Origin of the sequence: Glaciimonas sp. CA11.2 (genome assembly GCF_034314045.1) — a bacterium.
In the GTDB taxonomy this organism is placed as follows: domain Bacteria; phylum Pseudomonadota; class Gammaproteobacteria; order Burkholderiales; family Burkholderiaceae_D; genus Glaciimonas.
This window is the reverse complement of sequence record NZ_JAVIWL010000001.1, coordinates 2,020,167-2,041,681: the sequence shown is the minus strand read 5'-3', so window position 1 is coordinate 2,041,681 and position 21,515 is coordinate 2,020,167. Positions and strand designations below refer to the sequence as shown.

Genomic DNA, 21,515 nt, shown 5'->3' with positions numbered 1-21,515 from the left:
GGCGCGCATCTTCCTTTAATTTCGACTAAGAATAAAAACCTCTATAACGGCAACGAAAAACTAATTCCATGTTGCTGAAAACCATAGGTTTCATAAAAGCGATGGGCATCCAAACGTTTAAGATTCGATGATAACGCGATTTTGTAGCAACCAGCGTCAGCCGCTATTTTGCAGGCATGTTCCAGCATCACGCTACCGATTCCCTCGCCGCGACATTGACGACTAATGACGACCGCATCCAGTATGGCTTGCTCACTGCCATCATGCGCAAGACTGCAAAAGATCAACAGGCTAAAGGTACCGACAGCCACACCATCAGCAAAGATCAGGAACACGCGGAAGTTGGGATAAGACGCCATCTGCGCCACGATGTCACGCGCGCCATCGATATTCAATCGCACTTGCTCTCCGGAAGGTTCGTCCATTTCGGCCAACAGTGCAACCAGTGTCGCAGCATCGTCAACCGTTGCAAGCCGTATCATGAAATTATGGGAAGAAGGCATACTAGCGCTGGAGGGTGTATTCATATTTTGCGGAAAAACGCGAGCGGAGGAAAAAAAAGGGCGAATAGTAATTTTCGCCCTCCAGAATAACAGTTTGTTGCCGCCTCGGTGTCGATTCAGAATCTTCACCTTTTTAGTCCACCAATCCGGGTAACTAAATGAACAATTTACGTAAGCGCGAAGAGGCCAGATCAATCAACGTCACAGCCACTACGATCATTAATAGAACAGCACAAGTTTGGGCATATTCAAAACTACGAATAACTTCCCACAAGATCACGCCGATACCGCCCGCGCCGACCATGCCGACGACCGTCGCGGAGCGCACGTTCGCTTCGAAACGATATAGTACGTATGAGATCCACAGCGGCATTACCTGCGGTAATACACCGAACACGATTTCTTCCAGTGCGTGTGCACCAGTGGCGCGGATGCCTTCAACTGGTTGCGGGTCAATGGCTTCAACCGCTTCTGAAAACAATTTTGATAACGTTCCGGTCGTGGCGACAAATAATGCCAGCACGCCCGCAAATGGCCCTAGTCCAACCGCGACCACAAACAACATGGCGAACACCATTTCGTTAATCGCCCGTGCCGCGTCCATCAAACGGCGCACAGGCTGCGTGACCCATGGCGGTGCAATATTCGACGATGCCAGCAAGCCACACGGAACAGCGCACACGATAGCGAGAGCCGTGCCCCATACTGCGATTTGAATGGTGACCAGCATCTCTTCCAGATAGATTCTCCAGTCATGGAAATCTGGTGGAAAAAAGCTCGCTGCATACACGCCCATATTGCCACCGTCTCGCAACAACTCCAGTGGGCGCATATCCGCACCCTTCCAGGACGCCAGTAAGATCGCCACCAGCACGCCCCAAAATAAGGTGCGTGCAATAGACTGCTTTGGCGGCACTGGCAGCGGCATGTTGGCGCTGGGTTTATGCACTTTCGTTGGCGCTAACGTCGTCATTTTTACGCTTTTGCCAATTCGGTCAATTTGCGGTTGATATCGTCCAGCTTGGCTTTCTTTTCATCAACGTTCAAACTCGTATCTGCTTCAATTTTATTTTTATCTTTAAACAACTCAAGCTGCCGTACCGGATTCAACTGTGCATCACTGGAATCGTTGAAGCCGCTGAACTGCAATTTTTCCAATTGCGCTTTTTCCTGCGCGGCATTCGGGCCTGTCTTGCCATAGTTCAGAAAGAAATCCTTGATTTTGGTTTTAGTTGCCGTCGGCAAATCTTTGCGCCATACCAAAGGATCAGCGGCAATCAGCGGAGATTTCCAGATGATGCGCACTTTGCTGGCTGTCTCTGGCTGACGGGCAGTAATACGATCCAACGTGTCGGACGCAAATACCGCAGCATCGACTTGCTTATTGGCGACAGCAAGAATATTGGACTCATGATTTGCGCTACGGATAGTCTTGAATGCCGTCTTCGAATCAAGATTATTTTTAGCAAAAATATAGTAACTCGGCACCAGGAAACCAGATGTCGAGTTTGGATCGCCGATACCAAAGTTGAGGGTCTTTGCATTTTTCAACACATCTTCGAGGCTTTTATTCGGGCTATCTTTCGATACGCCGACCATGCTGTAATAACCTGCAGAGCCATCGGGATTGACTACATGCGCAAACACCTCACCACCGGCGCGATCAACCGCTTCCATCGCTGATTTATTTCCAAACCATGCCAATTGAACTTTGCCGAATCGCATGCCTTCGATCACACCAGCGTAATCAGAAGCAAAGAAGGCATTCACTTTCATGCCAATCCTCTTACTCATTTCATCCAAAACGGGTTGCCAATCCTGCTTAAGATTTTTCGAAGACTCAGTGGAGATAATACCGAAATTGATCGACTTTTCTGCATCTTGAGCGTGTACGACACCCGTTGCGAATACCGCAACAGCCATGGCAACAGTGGAGATAAATTTCTTAAGCATGTCAGTACCTTGAAGGAAAATTAAATATAAATGTGGGAGAATTTTTATGGCTTGATCAGGTGTCAGCGCATGCTGATTAGTATCTAATTGCTAGTCAGCATTGGCTGACTTTTGGTAGTAACCAGTCCAATGCGTATTGAAAAAATATTGCATTTTATTGTTAATTTTCAGGCCGACGCGACCCGAACTCGTACTGTATCAAACATAGTCGGGACATCAATCCTCGGGCGCGTTAAGGTGTTCGATCCGCCTAAAATATCTTCTGCTTCAGTACCATATAAGTCGCGCAACATTTGTTCAGTCAACGCGCTGGATGGGCCGTCATATACCACGCGACCTTTGTTTAGCGCCACTGTACGTGCACAAAAGCGTAGTGCAACATCGACTTGGTGCAGGGACACAATGACGGTCGTCCCATCCTCACGATTAAGGTCCGCCAATGTTTGCATCACACGACGTGCAGATTCAGGATCAAGCGAGGCGATCGGCTCGTCCGCAAGCACAATGCGCGCCTTTTGCACGATCGTGCGAGCGATTGCAGCGCGTTGTTGCTGACCGCCTGACAAGGCCGATGCCCGCTTATACGCATGATCCGAAATACCGACCCGTGCCAACGCCGCCATCCCCAACGCTTTTTCTTCTGCTGTAAATAGTTTGAAACAACTACGCCACAATGGCATGCGTGATAAGCCGCCGGTCAGTACGTTAGTGAGGACTGGCAGACGACCGACTAAATTAAATTGCTGAAAAACAAATCCAATATTTGCGCGCACCGCACGAATGTTCCGATTTATCAATCCATTCTGCTGCACGGGTTGCCCGTCGACATGGACTTCACCACCGTCGACATCTGCGGCCATCAAACCCGACAGATGACGCAGTAAGGTTGACTTACCTGAGCCTGACGCACCGATCAGTGCCACCATTTCTCCGGACTTAAAAGACAAGCTGACCTGATTCAACGCCTTAAATCCGCCGCGGAATGTTTTCGATAAGCCGTTAATTTCAAGCATCATTTTTAATACCAATCTGTGGTGTACAAAGAGGGAACGCAGCATCAAAAGTATGCGCAGCATGAGTGGACGAAGTATCGCGAACAAATATGTCATGCGTATGAAATTTGCATGACGTTTTGATGACTTGGGACAGGTTTAGGCGATGAAAGCCGTTTCCGCAGGTGCGATGCATGCTTGCAAAGCACTGAAATTTGAGAGAAGGGAAAAAACTATCGAATCAATCCCTGACTGAATTTGGGATACTTGACTTCGAAATTAAGCAACAATGAAACGAATGAAAACTACCTCAATACGATGATCGCAACTACCGAAGCACGTTGCCGTACTAGTGCTGCCGCTTCTTCCGCGGCCGGACGACTAGCGTACGGTCCGGCATATAAGCGATAAATACCGCCAACGACTACATCATCCAGCGCGCTCACGATCCCCGGTAACTTCTCCAACAATCGTTGCCGCTCCAGTTCGGCATTGGGTTTCCAGGAGAACGCACCAAGCTGCAAATAATACCCTTGCGCGGCGGCATTGCTGTCGCCTTGGCTCTCGGTTGGCCGTTTGTTGACAACCACGCTATCGATGCTTTGACTTGGTACCGTAAGTTGGGGGGGCGTTAATTCCAACGCTATGCTATCCACGGTCGGGGCCGTTACCGCCATTGCTGTAGGCGCTTCGACTGCTTCCGTCACCGTTGTACTTGCCGTTTTATTCATCGCAAGAATGTCCGCAGGCAGCAGTCGATCCACTTCAAGTTCGCCGCTACCAGTGCCCAAATAACCCAATCTCAGCGCTGCCGTGTAAGACAAATCAATAATGCGGGTAGAGTGAAAAGGTCCACGATCATTAATGCGGACAACCACTTGTTTACCGTTTTTCAGGTTTGTCACGCGTGCGTAGGAAGGAATCGGCAACGTGGGATGCGCCGCTGTCATTTTGTACATATCGTACGGCTCGCCAGAAGAGGTGCGTTGTTTGTGAAATTTCTTCCCGTACCAACTACCAATGCCGCGCTGGGTGAACGGTTTTTCATCAATTAAAGGCGTATAAGTTTTCCCAAATACGACATAAGGCTTATTTCCGGTACGAGAATACGGTTCAATCTTGGGGACGGCATCGGCGACGTTCTGCAAACCGTCCGGGATATTATCGCCGGGACCGTCATCCTTGTAGTAGCCGCCGCGACCGGAGCCAGCGGCGGGCATCACCGGCGCACCAGATGCACTGCGTGAGGATGACTTGGCTTGGGTCGCGGGGGCCGAGCGGCCATCCGGTGCTGGCGGCGCAGTGCTACAACCCGCCACGATCAACAGCGGCACTAACGCGCTTATTATTCGGCGTAAGTCGATAAAGCGGTTGAGGTGATGGGAGATAACGTTGCGAAATATCATGACGTTTTCCTAGTCAATCGGATGAATCTGATCGGTCCCGACTTAATATCGCAGCAATTCGTGAGGCTGATAACGTATATAAAGACTAGCCCGGCAACCCAAATTATGATTTAAATGACAAGTCCACAAAGGACTAAAAAGGTAAGACTTAACGAAACTACTGGATCGATTTATGTTTTCATAAACAGTAAAACTGGATAAGCAGTGCAGTGCAGCATCGCAAAAAGATAGATATTTCAATCAACAATCGTTACGTCTGAATTAATTTGCGATGCCGTTGAATACTCATCAAAATTCCGGCGCCCAGTCCGAGTGTTACCAAGGCCGTGCCGCCGTAACTCATAAAAGGAAGTGGTACGCCAACTACGGGAAGAATACCACTGACCATCCCCATATTAACAAACGCATAGGTAAAGAAAATCATCGTGATCGAGCCCGCCAGCAAACGCGTGAACATGGTCGGCGCATTGGCTGCAATCATGAGCCCCCGTGCGATCAGCAATACATAGAGAAATAGTAAAATCCCGTTTCCAATTAATCCGAACTCTTCTGAGAACACTGCAAAAATAAAATCGGTGGTCCGCTCGGGGATAAATTCGAGATGCGACTGCGTGCCTTTAAGCCAGCCTTTGCCGAAGATGCCGCCGGAACCCACAGCAATAGTTGACTGAATAATATGAAATCCTTTGCCGAGCGGATCAGAGGTCGGATCAATCAACATCATCACACGCTGGCGTTGATAGTCATGCAACACGGTCCAGACTACCGGCAAACTAGCCAGCACGGCAATCACCAAACCGACCAGTACACGCCAGCTCAAGCCTGCCAAAAAGATAACATAAAACCCAGCGGCGAGTACCAACGTCCCCGTTCCCAGATCCGGTTGGCGAATGATCAAACCGACCGGCACTACCAGCAACAGTCCGGCAACCAGATAGTCGCGCCAGGAAATCATGCCTTCGCGCTTCTGAAAATACCACGCCAGCATCAGCGGCATGGCGATTTTCATAATCTCGGAAGGTTGAATCACGACACCGAAATTTATCCAACGACGTGCGCCTTTTTTGACCATGCCGAACATCGCTACCGCAATTAATAATGCAACACCAACGGTATAAATGGGGACCGAAAATCGCATCAAGGTTTGCGGCGGTATGCTGGCCGCGATCCACATCACGACGAACGCCACCAAAATATTTCGCAATTGATCTTCCACGCGTCCTGGAAAGTCAATTCCGGCAGAATATAACGTCACGATTCCAACCGACAAAATCAAAAAAATGATCAGCGACAACGGGCCATCAAAGATCGCAACATGCGATCTAATCTGACGCCACCAGGAATTTTTTGGGGACAAATTCATTGTTCAGTTCTAATTAAACTACTGAGATCAAATAGTTACATTAAATGTAAGCATCAACATAACAAAGCAAAACTTCAGTCACATCGCCATTTAAGCTAAAGACATCTACTCTCGATTACCCTGCGTTTCAGCGCCCGGTTTATACATATCCACATCGCCAGCATCAGGCTTGCTTTCGGTGACCGGAGCCGATTCGTCTAATCCTGGCATGAGGACACTCGGCTTATCTTTGTCTTCAGGCCGTTTTCCCAGCAAATAGTAATCTAATGCCTTACGTGCGATTGGCGCCGCCGCCGCCGCACCGAAACCGCCGTTTTCGACAATGACGGCGATGGCAATCGTCGGTTTATCTGCCGGCGCAAAAGCGGTGTACAACGCATGATCACGGAAGCGCTCACCGACGGCATGCTGATTGTATTTTTCGTTTTGCTTGATCGTAAATACCTGCGCGGTACCGGTTTTGCCACCTGATTCATAGCCAGCACCGGCAAAAACCCGCGCTGCTGTACCTTCGTGCGTCACACCCACCATCGCACGCTTAATAAAATCGATATTTTCCTGCTTTAACGGAATTCTAAAACTCTCTTTTGGCACCGTCACCGTGTGCTGATGCGTCACGCCATCTTCAATAATTTTTACCAGATGCGGCTTCATGACAATGCCATCGTTCACCAGCGTAGCCGTCGCATGCGCAATCTGCAGCGGTGTAAAGGTGTTGAAACCCTGACCAATTCCCAGAGAAACAGTATCCCCGCCTTGCCATTTCTGACGCGCAGCAGTTTTAAAGGCCGACCGTTTCCATGCGGTCGATGGTAGCAATCCCTTGCGCTCATGTTCGAGATCGATCCCTGTGATCTGTCCGAAACCAAACGGCTTCATAAAATCGTGAATCGCATCGACACCCAAATCGTTGGCTAGCATATAGAAATACGTATCGCAGGATTCAACAATCGCCTTATACATATCAACCACGCCATGGCCACCCACCTTATCATCGCGGAAACGATGACCTCCGAGCATGAAAAATCCCATGTCTCTGATTGTTTGCTGTGGTGTACGCTTCCCTAGTTCAAGCCCGGCCAAGGCCATAAATGGCTTGTAGGTAGAACCCGGAGGATACGCACCATTCATTGGCCGGTTGATGAGCGGATGGTCTGGAGAATTGAGTAGTTCGTTCCAGCTTTGCTGATCAATGCCATCGACAAACAGATTCAAATCGTAACTTGGTTGCGACACATAGGCAAGAATGTCGCCCGTTGCAGGGTTAATTGCCACCAGCGCACCACGATGATCACCAAAGGCTTTCTGCACGATTTTTTGCAATTCAATATCAATGGAAAGAATCAGATTTTTGCCGGGTATGGCCGACGTACGCGATAAAGTTCGCACGGCACGCCCACTCGCTGATATCTCGATTTCTTCGTAACCGGTGGTGCCGTGAAGCTGGCTTTCGTAACTCTTTTCAAGGCCTTCCTTGCCAATATAATCGGTACCTTTGTAATTAGCCGCATCGTCGCCTTCATCGATTGCTTTGGCGTCATTTTGACTGATGCGTCCGATATAGCCGATCACGTGCGCGGCGACGTCGCCGAGTGGATATTCACGGAATAAGCGCGCCTGAACATCAACGCCGGGGAAGCGATAACGTTGTACCGTAAACTTTGCCACTTCTTCGTCAGTCAATCGCGTGCGAATAGGCAAGCTGGCAAAGCTTTTTGAATCATCCATCAATTTTTTGAATCGCCGCCGATCCTTCGGCTCAATGTCGATTAACTTGGACAAATCATCAATCACATCTTCAAGTTTACCGTTGATTTTGGAGCGCGTGATTTCAAGCGTGTACGCAGAATAATTGCGCGCCAGCACGACACCGTTACGATCCAGAATCAGTCCGCGATTGGGAACGATAGGAACTAACGAAATGCGATTTTCCTCGGCTTGCGCTGCGTAAACGTCATGACGAATAATTTGCAGCCAGACAAATCGCGCCACCAAGAGGGAAAAACAAAACAACACGAATACCACCGCAGCGGTGATCCGCATCCGGAAGTTATGTAGCTCGCGTTCCGTATTCTTAAATTCTGTCATGAGGTTTGCACCGTGAGATTCTGGCGCAGAGAAGAGCGACCGGCGTCGCCCAAAGCGATGTCGCATAATTAGATCGGTCGATTATCATCACGATTGATGGCACGTCGTTGCGGTGCCAATAACATCCAGCTAAGCAATGGCCATAAAAGCATGCTGACCAGGCTTTCCGTAAAAAACAACCAGCCGGGAAATTTGCCACTGATAATCAGACGCAAAACGAGTTGCACCGCTTGCGTCAACAAGAGTAACGGTAATATGTGGAGAGCCTGACCCAATGGCGAAAACCATAATACGCGCCGATGGATCATGATTGCGAAATACGAAAGTAGTGTGTACGCCAATGCATTTTGCCCCAACAGCGTTGCATCATGCACATCAACCAGCAATCCCATGCAGAACGCGATAACGATGCCGATCTTGCGTGGCTGATGAATGCTCCAGAACACCAATACCAATGCAACAAAATCAGGCACACCCGGCAACTGGCCCCAAGGCATCAGGTTCAGAAAAAAAGCCAGCAGTAACGTCATCCCGATAAAAAGCGGATTAGCAGGCAATAAAATATAGTGTGGGCGACTCATCGGCTACGTTCCTGCAATTTTTTTCGCGCAAGCTCGGCCTTCGCATCGCGGGCGGCATTCTTCATCGCATCTTTGTTCGCTTCTTTGTCGGCTTCACTCGCCGCGTTTGCTGCTTCTTGCGCTTTTTCTCTAGGGCTGTCAGTCAAGCGGCGCTTGCTCAGCGTATCGACTTTTCCACTACTCGGTTTGACAATATCATCCGGGCGCGGTGCCGGTTTTGGATCAACCAGCAAAATCAGTAGTTGTCTGTGGCGGTCAATCCCGGCCGCAGGTGCGCAGACGATATGTGCAAATGCATCGGCAGATTTATTTTCAACCAAAACCACTTTCGCGACGGTCAAGCCGGGCGGATACACGCCGTCGATGCCCGAGGTCACCAATACATCGTCTTTTTTGACATCTGCATTGGCCGCCATAAAACGCAAATCGAGAAATCCGGATTGACCGCGACCATACGCGACACTTCGCAAACCATTCCGTAAAACCTGCACCGGAATAGCCTGATCTTTATCAGTTAACAATGTGATTTCAGAGGTAAAAGGAAATACGCGAGTGACCTGCCCAACAATGCCCGCGTCGTCAATGACCGGCTGTCCGGTAAGAACGCCCTGCTGGGAGCCACGATCAACCACGACCTTGCGCGTAAAGGGATCACGCGCGTCATAAAGAATTTCACTCATTACCGATTTCACTGCCAGTTGTTGTTGCGCACCCAACAACTTACGCAACTGAACATTTTCTACTGCCAGCAATTGCGCTTGTTGCAATTGCTGCGCACGCGATGCCTGTACGGTACGCAATTCTCGGTTTTCTTTTTCTACCGACGACAATGTCGAGAAATAATCGATCATCCGATAGGTAGCATCACGCGGCATGAGCGCTACGGCCTGGACCGGATAAAGCACGGTACTGACTGCCTGTCGCAGAAGGACGAGCGCATGCAAACGCGCGTCGACGATCAGCAGCGTGAGCGCCAGCAACGTACAAACAATCGCCTTTCCGCGTGCCGAAGCACCTTGCTTAAAGAGGGGAGGCGGGCTGTATTCCATTGATGGCAAACAGGTTATTGGTGACTAAATTGAAGAAAAATGCACTAAAAATGATCGCCTGACGAGAGTATCAAGCGAGCCGCAAACAACTGCGGATCACCGAAAATCACCCCAAATAATCAAGGACGACCACGGAGCACCGTGGCTGTTCGCCCATCGACACGAAGGGCCGAGTCCGGAAAAAACCGTCTCAGCCATCGTTGCACTGCCTTAAATCGAAAGCCGAAGCATGAAGATATGGCAGCACACCCTATCTAGGTGAATTACTCGTACGAGAAAATCGATCCCAGCTTGTCCATCCGTTCCAGCGCCATGCCAGAACCGCGGACCACGCAAGTCAATGGGTCTTCGGCAACGATGACCGGCAAACCGGTCTCTTCCATTAACAGGCGGTCCAAATCACGCAGCAAAGCGCCGCCACCCGTGAGCATCATGCCTTTTTCGGCAATATCCGCACCAAGTTCCGGAGGCGTCTGTTCAAGGGCATTTTTTACTGCAGAAACAATGTTATTGAGCGGATCAGTCAGCGCTTCCAGGATTTCGTTGCTGGAAATAGTGAACGAACGCGGAATACCTTCCGACAAGTTGCGCCCTTTTACTTCCATTTCTTTCACTTCAGAACCCGGGAATGCAGAACCGATAGCTTTCTTGATTGCTTCCGCGGTTTGTTCACCGATCAACATGCCGTAGTTGCGACGGATGTAATTAACAATAGCCTCATCAAACTTGTCGCCACCAACGCGTACTGAGCCTTTGTAGACCATGCCGCCCAATGAAATGATACCGACTTCGGTTGTGCCACCACCAATATCGACCACCATTGAACCAGTCGCGTCAGAAACCGGCAAACCTGCACCGATTGCTGCAGCCATTGGCTCTTCAATCAGGAATACCTGAGAAGCGCCCGCGCCCAATGCCGACTCGCGAATTGCACGGCGTTCAACCTGTGTAGAACCGCAAGGTACGCAGATAATAATCCGCGGCGAAGGCCTGAACATCTTCGTATCGTGAACCATGCGAATGAACTGTTTAAGCATTTGTTCGGTGACAGTGAAATCGGCAATAACGCCGTCTTTCATCGGCCGGATCGCCTCGATATTGCCAGGAACCTTACCCAGCATTTGCTTGGCTTCGCGCCCTACCGCCTGAATTGTTTTTTTACCATTGGGACCGCCTTGTTGGCGGATAGCAACCACAGAGGGTTCGTCGAGAACGATGCCTTTGTCACGTACATAAATAAGCGTATTCGCGGTACCTAGATCAATCGCCAGATCGTTCGAGAAGTAACTGCGTAAAAATCCAAACATGAATTGTCCTGATGCGCAACAATGGTGCGCCTAAGCGTTTTATAAGGGGAATCTATTATCAGCGCATGGCCTTCTTCAGCGCTCTTTAAAAATCAGTTAACCGGCCCAACCCTAAATATGACACGTTTAACAACGCATTATAGTTGCAATATTTGCAACCACATTCTTGGCCTAAGCTGTTTTCCGAGTGTTTTTAAAGCAGCACCTCTGCGACATGCGGCATGGACCCGACATTCTACCTTATAATTTGAAAGACATTGATCGACAAAAGGCTAGAAATGCTGGCCTTTTACAAAGCTTTAAGAAGTTTTATCGACATTAAAGACCTTCATACAACACTTTCAGCAGCGCATTTTGCGCCACCAAAACATATGTCTCTAGCCCTTTCCGACGTTAAACGTATTGCCCATCTCGCCCGCCTTGAGCTGACCGAAGACCAGGCCACGGCCACCTTAGATAAACTAAATGGCATTTTTTCATTGGTGGAACAGCTAAGCGCCGTTGATACCACGGGTGTTGAGCCGTTAAGTCATCCGATTGCCGCGCTGCAGACAGATCTTTCATTGCGCCTGCGCGACGACGTTGTTACCGAAACCAACCGCCGCGAGGATTACCAACGCACTGCACCCGCAACCGAGGACGGCCTCTATCTCGTTCCAAAAGTCATCGAATAATTTTCTTTAAAGAAATATAACGCACTCGAGTGATAAATAAATTAATTAATTCATTTAATTATTTATCTGCAATAACCCAATAACCACTATTCACTAACGTCAGGCGCGCTATTTTCGACGCATCATGGAGCGACCATCCGTGCATCGAAAATATAATAAAACGGCAAACCGGTGCCATTTGCGCAACACTCACCGGCAGAAAACCCTAGGAAATATGAATTGCTGAAAACACATCTTTTGTCCGTATCTTACGATTAATGCAATTAATTCGGACGATGTGCAGCGAATGAATCATTCCTTATTTACCCGGCAAGTTTCCATCACATGCATACAAAAACTCTTAAACAACTGTCGATACTGCTTCACGATAAGAAAATTTCTTCTGTGGAACTGACTACACAATTTTTGGCACGTATTCAGCAAAGTGATCTCAATGCTTTTCTGCACGTAGACCCCGAGTTGACCTTGCAACAAGCGCGCAACGCCGACCAACGGCTGGCTCAAAATAACGCCACACCCTTGACCGGCCTACCGATCGCGCACAAAGATATTTTTGTCACGCGTGACTGGCGTTCCACTGCCGGCTCCAAAATGTTGGAAAATTACGTCAGCCCTTTCGATGCAACCGTCGTGTCGCATTTTAAAGATGCCGGCATGGTGCACCTGGGCAAGCTGAACTGCGATGAATTTGCGATGGGTTCATCGAACGAAAACTCCCATTTCGGCGCCGTTAAAAACCCTTGGGATAAAACCGCGATTCCGGGCGGCTCATCAGGCGGTTCGGCAGCGGCTGTGGCCGCAAGATTAACGCCAGCGGCCACCGCAACCGATACGGGCGGATCAATCCGTCAACCCGCGTCGCTATGCGGCGTCACGGGCATCAAACCGACCTACGGAAGCGTATCTCGCTTCGGCATGATCGCCTTTGCTTCGTCATTGGATCAGGCCGGGCCCATCGCTCAAACTGCAGAAGATTGTGCTTTGTTACTCAATGCGATGGTTGGATTTGATCCGCGCGACTCCACCAGTCTGGAGCGCCCAAAAGAAGATTTTACTCTTGGCCTGAACGACGATATCAAAGGTTTGCGAATCGGCATTCCAAAAGAATATTTTAGTAGCGGCCTCGCCCCCGACGTTGAACAAGCGGTGCGCGCAGCCTTGAGCGAGTACGAAAAATTGGGTGCCGTTCTGGTCGATATTTCACTCCCGAAAACTGAACTATCAATTCCCGTGTATTACGTGATTGCGCCAGCCGAAGCGTCGTCCAATCTGAGTCGCTTCGATGGCGTCCGCTACGGACATCGCGCAGCCGATTACAAAGATCTGGCCGATATGTATCAAAAATCGCGTGCTGAGGGATTTGGCGAAGAAGTCAAACGTCGTATTCTTGTAGGTGCCTACGTGTTGTCGCACGGTTATTACGATGCCTATTATTTGCAAGCGCAAAAAATCCGTCGCCTGATCGCAGAAGACTTTCAAAAGGCACTAACTGGCCCTAACCGTTTATGTGACGTCATCATGGGCCCCGTATCACCTACCGTAGCGTGGGATTTAGGCGCGAAAGCGAATGATCCTGTGGCGAATTATCTAGCCGACATTTATACCTTATCGAGTAGTCTGGCTGGCTTGCCAGGCATGTCGATTCCATGCGGTTTTGGGCAGGGAGAAAAAAATGCGCAGCGTCCGGTTGGATTGCAGATTATCGGAAGCTATTTTGATGAAGCGAAGCTGCTTAACGTTGCACACCAATATCAACGCGTAACCGACTGGCATTTGCGGTCGCCCAACTAACCGAAACGAGAAATTCGCCATGCGCGTCATCCACACCTGTTTGCACCGCTATTTTGTTACGATGCTGATCCTACTGGCCATAACGCTACTGTCGACATCCGTGTATGCGCAAGAATTGCAGACCAAATTTGGCTGCAATACGACCCATACTGAAGGCGGTGAAAAAGTTATTTTGGCCGACGAAGGCGAAATACATTTGGATGGCGCCAAGATAAAAACTTTTCGCTGGGAGTCGGATCAGTATCGGACGATGCACGGTTTCGATTGCAGCGTGGATGAAAGCGACGAACCGGTCGCCGAAGTCACCCAGAGTGGCGATAAACCGGGCTGGCGTGTCACCCTAAAAGATCCAGTGGCGGCACGAGATCGACGTGGTTTTGATTTTTATAATCATGGCAAAAACTGCAGTATCCGCTTGCAACGCGATGGTGACACGTTAAGCATTAAACCGAGCTGTCCGGCGTTGTGCGGCTCAAGAGTAAATTTTACGGAATTGTCGGTAAATTTAAAAACCGGCACGTGCCGTCACGAAGAATAAACACAGCATTGTGCGCGATTGCCTGAGTTGGCGACACTTTCAATATGGTCAATAAGGCCCATCGCGCACGTACAGAAAAGAAACGAGAAAATTATGCAATGGGAAGTCGTAATCGGTCTTGAAACGCATGCACAGCTTTCGACCAAATCAAAAATTTTCAGTGGCTCCTCTACGCAATTCGGCGCTGAACCCAATACCCAGGCCAGTCCGGTCGATCTGGCATTACCCGGTGTATTGCCGGTTCTTAATCGTGGCGCCGTTGAGCGCGCTATCCAGTTTGGTCTGGCGGTCGATGCGGTCATTGCGCCACAATCCGTTTTTGCACGCAAAAACTATTTTTATCCGGATTTGCCTAAAGGCTACCAAATCAGTCAGTTTGAGATTCCGGTTGTACAAGGTGGCAAGGTGTCGTTCGTGATGGAAAAAGACGGAAAGAGCGAAATTCGCTCGGTTCAGCTGACGCGCGCGCATCTGGAAGAAGATGCAGGAAAATCGCTCCACGAAGACTATCAAGGCATGACCGGTATTGACTTAAATCGTGCCGGCACACCATTGCTGGAAATCGTCACCGAACCAGATATGCGCAGCGCAACAGAAGCGGTTGCTTACGCCAAATCATTACATGCATTAGTCATGTGGCTGGGTATTTCTGACGGCAACATGCAGGAAGGCTCTTTCCGCTGCGATGCCAATGTTTCGGTACGCCCGGTCGGACAAAAGGAATACGGTACGCGGCGTGAAATCAAAAATCTGAACTCGTTCCGCTTCCTTGAAGAGGCGATCAATTACGAAGTTCAGAACCAAATCGAAACCATTGAAGACGGTGGCACGATTCGCCAGGAAACACGCCTCTACGACCCTGATAAAAAAGAAACACGCTCAATGCGCAGCAAGGAAGATTCGCAGGATTATCGCTACTTCCCGGACCCTGATTTGCCACCGCTGGTCATCTCCCGGGAATGGGTCGAACGCGTACGGGCGACCATGCCGGAATTGCCGGGAGCGATGCGTGAGCGTTTTATGCGCGAATATGGTCTGTCGGACTACGATGCAATCGTCTTGACCCAATCGAAGGCAATGGCCGCGTATTTTGAAGCGGTGGTAACCATAGCGGGCAAAGACCAGGCCAAACCGGCTGCTAACTGGCTGATGGGCGATATCTCATCGACACTTCACCGTGAAGACGTTGATATCAGCGTCGCACCGGTCAGCGCGAGCCAATTTGCGTTGCTGCTGCAACGTATCGCTGACGGCACTATTTCCAACAAAATAGCCAAAGAAGTGTTTGCCGCAATGTGGGACGCAAAAGCTTCTCAGGATACGTTGGCTGATGAGATCATCGATAGCAAAGGTCTGAAGCAGATTTCGGATAGCGGCGCGTTAGAAAAGATCATCGATGATGTATTGGCCGCCAATACCAAATCGGTTGAAGAGTTCCGGTCCGGCAAGGAAAAAGCATTTAATGCGCTCATCGGTCAGGCGATGAAAGCCAGTAAGGGCAAAGCCAATCCTACCCAGTTGACAGAATTATTGAAACAAAAACTGGCATCGTAGACGCTGAAAAAAAGGTCGGGGCTAATCACGCAATCAGGTCAAAAGGTATACCGCCCCGACCTGATTAGGCTCAATCAAACTTGCCGCACTCGCACATGGCTCTGCTACCCATACAAAACGCGTCATCAGCGATTCGAGGCGGTTGACTGGCTAACGGTTAGCGCCCGGTAACGCGCTAACGTTTCATCAAATTTAACATTGATTCCGGCGGCTTCTTTTTGATGCGCATTCAAGCTGGTTTTACCGCTCTCTAAAGCATGCTGCGCATCGTCGATACGCCATTGGACGTTGCCGGGAAGCTTTCTATTTTTATAGAATTCTGTATCTGCCTGCGCCTGCTTCAATTGATTTTCTGCATCCAATATAAACGCTTGATCGCGTTTAATCATATCTTGCGACAGACCAAGGTAATAACGCCGCGACGCTGCGATATCACCCTCGCTACGATAGCGCGCCATCAATGCTCTATCTTGCTGGCGCTGCTCTTCCACCACTGCAACCGCTAAGCGACGCTTATCTTCCAGCAGTTGCTGCTGCCGTTTTTGTTCAGCATTGAGTGGCGCGGGGATTTCGCGCCGTAACAAACCGGTATTACTGAGTTCACGCATCGCCCGATCAGCACATTCTGGCATAGGATGATCAGAAGTCATCGTCCGTCCTGCGGAGTCCTTGCAAGTAAAAATCTGGCTGCGCACTGGCAACGGCAACGCACAAATAACACCTATAAAAATCATCGTAAAAACAGTCAGACAAGGCAAACTCAATGCACTTGTGAAGCTGTGCATTCGTTGTGCCATTAGTCGCGTTTTTAGTTGAATCTTTACGCTTGAATTCATGCGCTTATCCGCAAATTAACGCCGCCAGTCAGTGTGAGCCCATTTTGCATTACATCGCCTAGCGCTAGCTAACATTCATCCCGCCAACCAATCCATATGGGTACTATCCTGGCAACCAAGGTTTGCCTCGAACAGATAGCAATGAACGAACATATACGCCAACTGTGGCGCATGATGGAGTCAACATTTTTTATAATCAGTTCACGCCATAACGCGTACGATAAGAAGCCACTGCGTCTTTATATTGCGCCAACTGCGGGTCCGCACCGGCAGCCGAAATATACGTCAGCAAATCGTTTAAATTGCCTATTGAAATCACTGGCAATCCAAATTCTCGACCCACTTCTTCCACTGCTGACTTCTCGGAAAGCGCATCGTCCTTACCTGAGCGCTCCATCCGGTCCAGTGCGATCAGGACCGCACATGGGGTTGCACCGGCAGCGCGGATCATCGCTACTGATTCACGTACCGAAGTACCGGCCGAAATGACGTCATCGATAATGACTACGCGCCCTTCCAACTTGGCCCCAACGATAGTGCCGCCTTCGCCATGATCCTTGGCTTCCTTGCGGTTATACGAAAATGCTACATTGCGGCCTTCGGCAGCCATTGCGACTGCCGTTGCCGACGCCAGCGTAATGCCTTTATAAGCGGGACCGAACAGCATGTCGAACTCAACCCCGGAGTCCAGCAAAGTGCGGGCGTAAAACTGCGATAACTGCGCCAGCGTTGCGCCTTCGTTAAATAATCCGGCGTTAAAGAAATAAGGCGAAGTGCGCCCCGCTTTGGTCACAAAATCACCAAACCGCAGAACGCCCGAGGCGACAGAAAACGCAATAAACTGCTGACGTAAATTATTCAAGATAGTTTCCAGACGGTAAGCATGCAGATTAAAATAACCAATTCGGTGACAAATTTTGTCGCTTTCATACAGAAATCCGACACATCGCATCATTTTAAATGGTGTTCACGCCAACGGGTAATCAATTGCAAACAACGTGCCCACGTAGATTTGCGCTCGAGCAACTCTGCGTAAAAACGCCAAATTCAGACTAACGCAACTTAGGCACTTTAACGTTATTCATTATCCAACTCTTCTACCAGACAGTTGATCCAGGTTCGCAAAAATATAAAGCGTCGTTTTCAAGTGTGAACAAAAAGACAATTTATCTGACTAACCCGATATCACCCGATTTTCGGTACACTATCGCCTATGCCGCTTTCTTCTTCCCCCGAAATAATCCAGCGTGGCAACGAACCGTATCAGGTCACTTTTGACGCCATGCGCGCCTTCACTGACGCCCGCACCTCCGACACCGCTGATCAGTTATGGATCGTCGAGCATCCGCCCGTATTCACGCTGGGGCTTGCTGCCGATCCGGGCCATGTTCTGGCACCGCATGCCATTCCGATCGTACAAACTGATCGTGGAGGTGAAGTCACTTATCATGGCCCCGGTCAGGTAGTTATCTATTTACTGATCGATTTGCGCCGAAAACGCACAGAAAGCCGTCTTTTTGCACGTGAATTTGTCCACGTCATTGAGCAAGCGGTGATCGAGACCCTCGCAGCGTATAATCTTGCTGGTGAGCGCAAATCCGGCGCACCCGGCATTTACATGGCCGATGGCCCATGGCAAGGTGCTAAGATCGCAGCGCTCGGGTTGAAAATTCGCGCCAGCGGCTGCACATATCATGGCGTCTCGCTCAATGTTGCGATGGATTTGACACCATTTTCCTGGATCAATCCGTGCGGCTACGAAGGCTTGGCGACGATCGATATGAAAACGTTGGGGACTGATGCGGCGTTATCTGCAGTGCAGTTAGCACTCGCTCACATACTGATTGAACGCCTCGGTTGATGCTTCACCAAAGAAGATTACTTAGACTATGACTACAGAAACTACTCCACTACACGTTGTTGATACTGCTAAAGCTGCCCTCGCCCCTAATACTGGTGCTATTCCGGCCGCGCCCTATAATCCGCTAGAAAAGCAAAAAGGTGCCAGCAAAACTGCGCGCATTCCAATCAAAATCATTCCGATTGAGCGCCTCAAAAAGCCGGACTGGATTCGCGTCAAGGCGGCATCGCCGACCACACGCTTCTATGAAATCAAAGATATTCTGCGCGCCAACAGCCTGGTGACGGTCTGTGAAGAAGCCAGTTGTCCCAACATCGGTGAGTGTTTCGGTAAGGGCACGGCAACCTTCATGATCATGGGTGATAAATGCACCCGCCGCTGCCCGTTCTGCGACGTCGGCCATGGCCGTCCTGATCCGTTAGATGTCAACGAACCCGAAAATCTGGCAAAAACCATTGCCGAATTACGCCTGAGTTATGTTGTCATCACCAGCGTTGACCGCGATGATTTACGCGATGGCGGTGCAGGCCATTTCGCCGAATGTATCCGTCGCGTCCGCGAATTGTCACCCAACACGCGGATTGAAATCCTGACGCCTGACTTCCGCGGCCGCATGGACCGCGCACTTGAAATCCTCAATGCAGCTCCCCCGGACGTCATGAACCATAATCTGGAAACTGCACCGCGCCTGTATAAAGAAGCGCGTCCGGGTTCGGATTATGATTACTCGCTCAATTTACTCAAACGTTTCAAGGCGCTGCATCCAAAGGTTCCGACCAAGTCCGGCATCATGGTGGGGTTGGGCGAAACGGACGAGGAAGTATTGCAAGTAATGCGAGATTTGCGCGCGCATGACGTTGACATGCTGACGATCGGCCAGTATTTGATGCCAAGCGGCAACCACTTGCCAGTGCGTCGCTACGTGCATCCTGATACGTTTAAAATGTACGAAGAAGAAGCGTACAAAATGGGGTTTGTCCATGCTGCGGTCGGCGCAATGGTGCGTAGTTCGTATCATGCGGATGAGCAGGCGCACGATGTTTTGGCAGCAATGCCAAAATGAATGATGCAAAAAAATAATACGATTACATCGAAAAGCATCCAATAACGGTTTGCTTTTCGAAATATGTTTCTACGCTGCACCATCTCGCTTGCTGGATACGCTGAACTAAAGCGTATTCAGCATTCCAACATTATTCCCTATGCACGATTCCATCAGCCGGTTCTTTGTCTGAAGTGTTTACCTGTGCGCCGGCTAATCGATCTCACACCCAACTTAACGGTTCATCAAGAAATATAAAAGAAACACATTAACGACTAAAAGCACTAGCGCGGTAGGCAACTGGGCCTTAATTACAGCGTTTCGATCCGGCAACTCCAGCAACGCTGCCGGTACGATATTAAAGTTCGCTGCCATGGGCGTCATGAGCGTGCCGCAATAGCCGGAGAACATCCCGATTGAGGCCATTACGGCTGGATTTGCGCCATATACGCCGACCAATACCGGCACACCGACACCGCCAGCCATGACCGGAAACGCAGCAAAACCGTTGCCCATCACCACCGTGAAAAGCGCCATGCCAAACACGTACACCATGACGGCGACAAATTTATAATCCATATTGATGTATGACGTAGTGATGTGCGCGACCGCTTTGCCGACACCGGCGTCAGAGAACACCAAACCGAGCATTCCCAGCATTTGCGGCAACACTACCGCCCAACCCAGCGCTTCGGTCAGGCGTCGCGATTCCCGCATCGATTGCGCAGGCGTGTCATGTGTCAACCAGCAAGCCAATCCCAGCGCGACGATACAGCCTATTCCGAGGCTGACGAGCGTGGTATTTTTCGGGTCTAGCAAAAAGCTGTCACCAAATTTGACGTTGTGCAGCAGGACCGTACCAATGACCGTCACGATAGGAATTGCTAAAGCAGGAACAAATAATTTATTCCCGAGCCGACCGGCACTGGCGCGCCGCGCCGCATCCGGAAGCTCAACATGTTTACCAGCCCCGACCCATCCTAAACCGGCGATCAACGCCATCAAAATCACGCCCAGTCCGACCAGTGCTGGTGGCAAACGGTCACCAATCAAAAAAGCTGCCGCAAATAATCCCCAAAATAAACCACTAGACCAACGACGTGGGTTGCTGCTGTCGCGTAACGTCATCACAGCAGTAATGGCGAGAATCACACCAACCAGATAATAAAGATAAGTAACTGAAATAATCATGACTTAGTTCCATCCTGGTTGGTCGTCGACGCTGAGGTGGCGGTCTTTGCATGCGGTTGATAATTCATCTCCCGATCCAGCGCCGCGTCTAATCGCGATAGGCGATAGCCATGAATAATGAAGGCGGAAATCGCGGTGGGAATACCCCACAACGCAATATGTAGCGGTTCGACGTCGATACCAGCCTCATGCAGAAAGGTGGACATCAAGACGATTGCACCAAAGGCTACAAAAATATCTTCACCAAAAAATAGGCCGATATTATCCGTGGCGGCAGCATAAGCACGTAACTTGAAGCGTACAGCATCGGTCAGTTTGCCATAACGGGTTTCGGCGGCCCCTTCGGTCATCGGAGCCAACAGCGGCCGCACCATCTGCGGATGACCACCCAGACTAGTCAAACCGATAGCGGCAGTCAATTCACGCGCGGCCAGATAAACGATCAATAAACGTCCAGCAGTCGCCGACTTGATACGCCCAATCCAGTTTTGCGCATGCAAGCGCAAACCGTGCCGCTCAAGTAGTCCGATGATGGCCAACGGCAGCAGGATGATTAAAGGTAAATTACGGGTCTTGATAAAACCAGTGCCGATTTCTGCAAGCACCTGTTCGGCCGGAAACTGTGCAGCGACCCCGGTCACTATCGCGGCAACGGCGACCACCAGCATGGGATTGAAGCGCAGGATAAAACCCGCAATGATCACAACGACGCCGATTAAAGGCCACAAACTGACTGCAGAGTGCATATATTTCCAATATTAAGATTGCTAACTGGTGCGTCGTTGA

At 49.9% G+C, this 21,515-nt stretch carries 20 protein-coding genes; 6 read left to right on the top strand and 14 right to left on the bottom strand.

What is annotated here, in order from left to right; all coding sequences use genetic code 11:
• Window positions 1-41: 41 nt before the first annotated feature.
• The 10 genes from RGU75_RS08730 to RGU75_RS08685 form a co-directional block, all read right to left on the bottom strand.
• Window positions 42-503: a GNAT family N-acetyltransferase gene (locus tag RGU75_RS08730; protein WP_322234972.1), complete on the bottom strand. Its 462-nt coding sequence runs from the start codon at window positions 501-503 to the stop codon at window positions 42-44.
• 154 nt (window positions 504-657) lie between these two features.
• Complete coding sequence (gene phnE, locus RGU75_RS08725; RefSeq protein WP_416186859.1) at window positions 658-1,431, bottom strand: phosphonate ABC transporter, permease protein PhnE; 774 nt, start codon at window positions 1,429-1,431, stop codon at window positions 658-660.
• Between the two features lie 47 nt (window positions 1,432-1,478).
• On the bottom strand, window positions 1,479-2,456 hold the full coding sequence (gene phnD / locus RGU75_RS08720) for a phosphonate ABC transporter substrate-binding protein (RefSeq protein ID WP_322234967.1): 978 nt from the start codon (window positions 2,454-2,456) through the stop codon (window positions 1,479-1,481).
• A 167-nt stretch (window positions 2,457-2,623) separates the two neighbouring features.
• Complete coding sequence (phnC, locus tag RGU75_RS08715) at window positions 2,624-3,469, bottom strand: phosphonate ABC transporter ATP-binding protein (RefSeq protein WP_416186858.1); 846 nt, start codon at window positions 3,467-3,469, stop codon at window positions 2,624-2,626.
• A gap of 284 nt (window positions 3,470-3,753) precedes the next feature.
• Entirely contained in the window at window positions 3,754-4,854 is a 1,101-nt protein-coding gene (locus RGU75_RS08710; protein ID WP_322234963.1) for a septal ring lytic transglycosylase RlpA family protein, read from the bottom strand.
• A gap of 250 nt (window positions 4,855-5,104) precedes the next feature.
• A complete protein-coding gene (gene rodA / locus RGU75_RS08705) occupies window positions 5,105-6,217 on the bottom strand; it encodes a rod shape-determining protein RodA (protein WP_322234961.1) in 1,113 nt (370 codons plus the stop codon).
• Between the two features lie 105 nt (window positions 6,218-6,322).
• A complete protein-coding gene (gene mrdA / locus RGU75_RS08700; RefSeq protein WP_322234959.1) occupies window positions 6,323-8,305 on the bottom strand; it encodes a penicillin-binding protein 2 in 1,983 nt (660 codons plus the stop codon).
• Window positions 8,306-8,373: 68 nt separating this feature from the next.
• Entirely contained in the window at window positions 8,374-8,886 is a 513-nt protein-coding gene (gene mreD / locus RGU75_RS08695) for a rod shape-determining protein MreD (protein WP_322234957.1), read from the bottom strand.
• Entirely contained in the window at window positions 8,883-9,935 is a 1,053-nt protein-coding gene (mreC, locus tag RGU75_RS08690; RefSeq protein ID WP_322234954.1) for a rod shape-determining protein MreC, read from the bottom strand. Before mreC ends, mreD begins: the two co-directional genes overlap by 4 nt.
• Before the next feature lie 263 nt (window positions 9,936-10,198).
• Window positions 10,199-11,242, bottom strand: coding sequence for a rod shape-determining protein (locus RGU75_RS08685; protein ID WP_322234952.1), 1,044 nt, complete (start codon window positions 11,240-11,242; stop codon window positions 10,199-10,201).
• Window positions 11,243-11,613: 371 nt separating this feature from the next.
• Here RGU75_RS08685 and gatC point away from each other — a divergent pair, with 371 nt between their 5' ends.
• From gatC to gatB, 4 genes are all read left to right on the top strand, one after another.
• Window positions 11,614-11,916 carry an Asp-tRNA(Asn)/Glu-tRNA(Gln) amidotransferase subunit GatC gene (gatC, locus tag RGU75_RS08680; RefSeq protein ID WP_322240352.1) on the top strand — a complete coding sequence of 101 codons (303 nt, stop codon included), beginning with the start codon at window positions 11,614-11,616 and terminating at the stop codon, window positions 11,914-11,916.
• Window positions 11,917-12,240: 324 nt separating this feature from the next.
• Entirely contained in the window at window positions 12,241-13,707 is a 1,467-nt protein-coding gene (gatA, locus tag RGU75_RS08675) for an Asp-tRNA(Asn)/Glu-tRNA(Gln) amidotransferase subunit GatA (protein WP_322234948.1), read from the top strand.
• A gap of 19 nt (window positions 13,708-13,726) precedes the next feature.
• The gene (locus tag RGU75_RS08670) at window positions 13,727-14,245 is read left to right on the top strand and encodes a hypothetical protein (RefSeq protein ID WP_322234946.1); all 519 of its coding nucleotides are present in this window, start codon (window positions 13,727-13,729) and stop codon (window positions 14,243-14,245) included.
• 93 nt (window positions 14,246-14,338) lie between these two features.
• On the top strand, window positions 14,339-15,799 hold the full coding sequence (gene gatB, locus RGU75_RS08665; protein ID WP_322234944.1) for an Asp-tRNA(Asn)/Glu-tRNA(Gln) amidotransferase subunit GatB: 1,461 nt from the start codon (window positions 14,339-14,341) through the stop codon (window positions 15,797-15,799).
• Window positions 15,800-15,924: 125 nt separating this feature from the next.
• Here the strand turns inward: gatB and RGU75_RS08660 are convergent, their stop codons facing one another.
• Both RGU75_RS08660 and pyrE read right to left on the bottom strand, forming a co-directional pair.
• The gene (locus tag RGU75_RS08660) at window positions 15,925-16,635 is read right to left on the bottom strand and encodes a hypothetical protein (protein WP_322234942.1); all 711 of its coding nucleotides are present in this window, start codon (window positions 16,633-16,635) and stop codon (window positions 15,925-15,927) included.
• Between the two features lie 196 nt (window positions 16,636-16,831).
• Window positions 16,832-17,497, bottom strand: a complete 666-nt coding sequence (pyrE, locus tag RGU75_RS08655; protein ID WP_322234940.1) for an orotate phosphoribosyltransferase — start codon at window positions 17,495-17,497, stop codon at window positions 16,832-16,834.
• 351 nt (window positions 17,498-17,848) lie between these two features.
• On the opposite strand from pyrE, the gene lipB reads away from it, so the two are divergent.
• Together lipB and lipA are read left to right on the top strand one after the other, a co-directional pair.
• Window positions 17,849-18,496: a lipoyl(octanoyl) transferase LipB gene (lipB, locus tag RGU75_RS08650; RefSeq protein ID WP_322234938.1), complete on the top strand. Its 648-nt coding sequence runs from the start codon at window positions 17,849-17,851 to the stop codon at window positions 18,494-18,496.
• Window positions 18,497-18,524: 28 nt separating this feature from the next.
• Window positions 18,525-19,559 (top strand): lipoyl synthase, encoded by a 1,035-nt coding sequence (lipA, locus tag RGU75_RS08645; RefSeq protein ID WP_322234936.1) that lies wholly within the window; start codon window positions 18,525-18,527, stop codon window positions 19,557-19,559.
• Between the two features lie 213 nt (window positions 19,560-19,772).
• Here the strand turns inward: lipA and RGU75_RS08640 are convergent, their stop codons facing one another.
• Complete coding sequence (locus tag RGU75_RS08640) at window positions 19,773-20,729, bottom strand: DUF979 domain-containing protein (protein WP_322234934.1); 957 nt, start codon at window positions 20,727-20,729, stop codon at window positions 19,773-19,775.
• Entirely contained in the window at window positions 20,726-21,475 is a 750-nt protein-coding gene (locus RGU75_RS08635) for a DUF969 domain-containing protein (protein ID WP_322234932.1), read from the bottom strand. The genes RGU75_RS08640 and RGU75_RS08635 overlap by 4 nt, the downstream gene beginning before the upstream one ends.
• Window positions 21,476-21,515 lie beyond the last annotated feature (40 nt).